Source organism: Halomonas sp. SIMBA_159 (genome assembly GCF_046536035.1).
Lineage (GTDB): Bacteria > Pseudomonadota > Gammaproteobacteria > Pseudomonadales > Halomonadaceae > Vreelandella > Vreelandella venusta_A.
Genome location: NZ_JAWJBT010000506.1, coordinates 1 through 274, shown reverse-complemented (window position 1 = coordinate 274; position 274 = coordinate 1). Strand labels below are relative to the sequence as shown.

At 74.5% G+C, this 274-nt stretch carries 1 protein-coding gene; it reads left to right on the top strand.

From position 1 onward, the window contains the following. On the top strand, positions 1 to 274 hold a 274-nt coding region (locus R0J87_RS20210; RefSeq protein ID WP_498888489.1), incomplete at both ends, for a hypothetical protein.

Here is a 274-nt window from a genome sequence, read left to right as displayed (position 1 = left end):
GCCCTGCGCCGGCCGTTGCGCCTGCCGGCCGCCGCCGCCGCCCGCCTGCAGGAAGTCAGCCGTTTCGAGATCGACCGGCAGACTCCGTTCGAGGCCGCCGACGTCTGGTTCGACGCCCGCCTGCTGGCGCAGCACGGCGAACAGATCGAAGCCGAGCTGGTGGTCGTGCCGCGTCGCGCGCTGGAAGGCGCTACGGGCATCCCGCCGGCTTGGCGCGAGCTGCTGGCCGGCGTGGACGTGCGCGACGACGCCGGCGAACCGCTGCGGATCAACC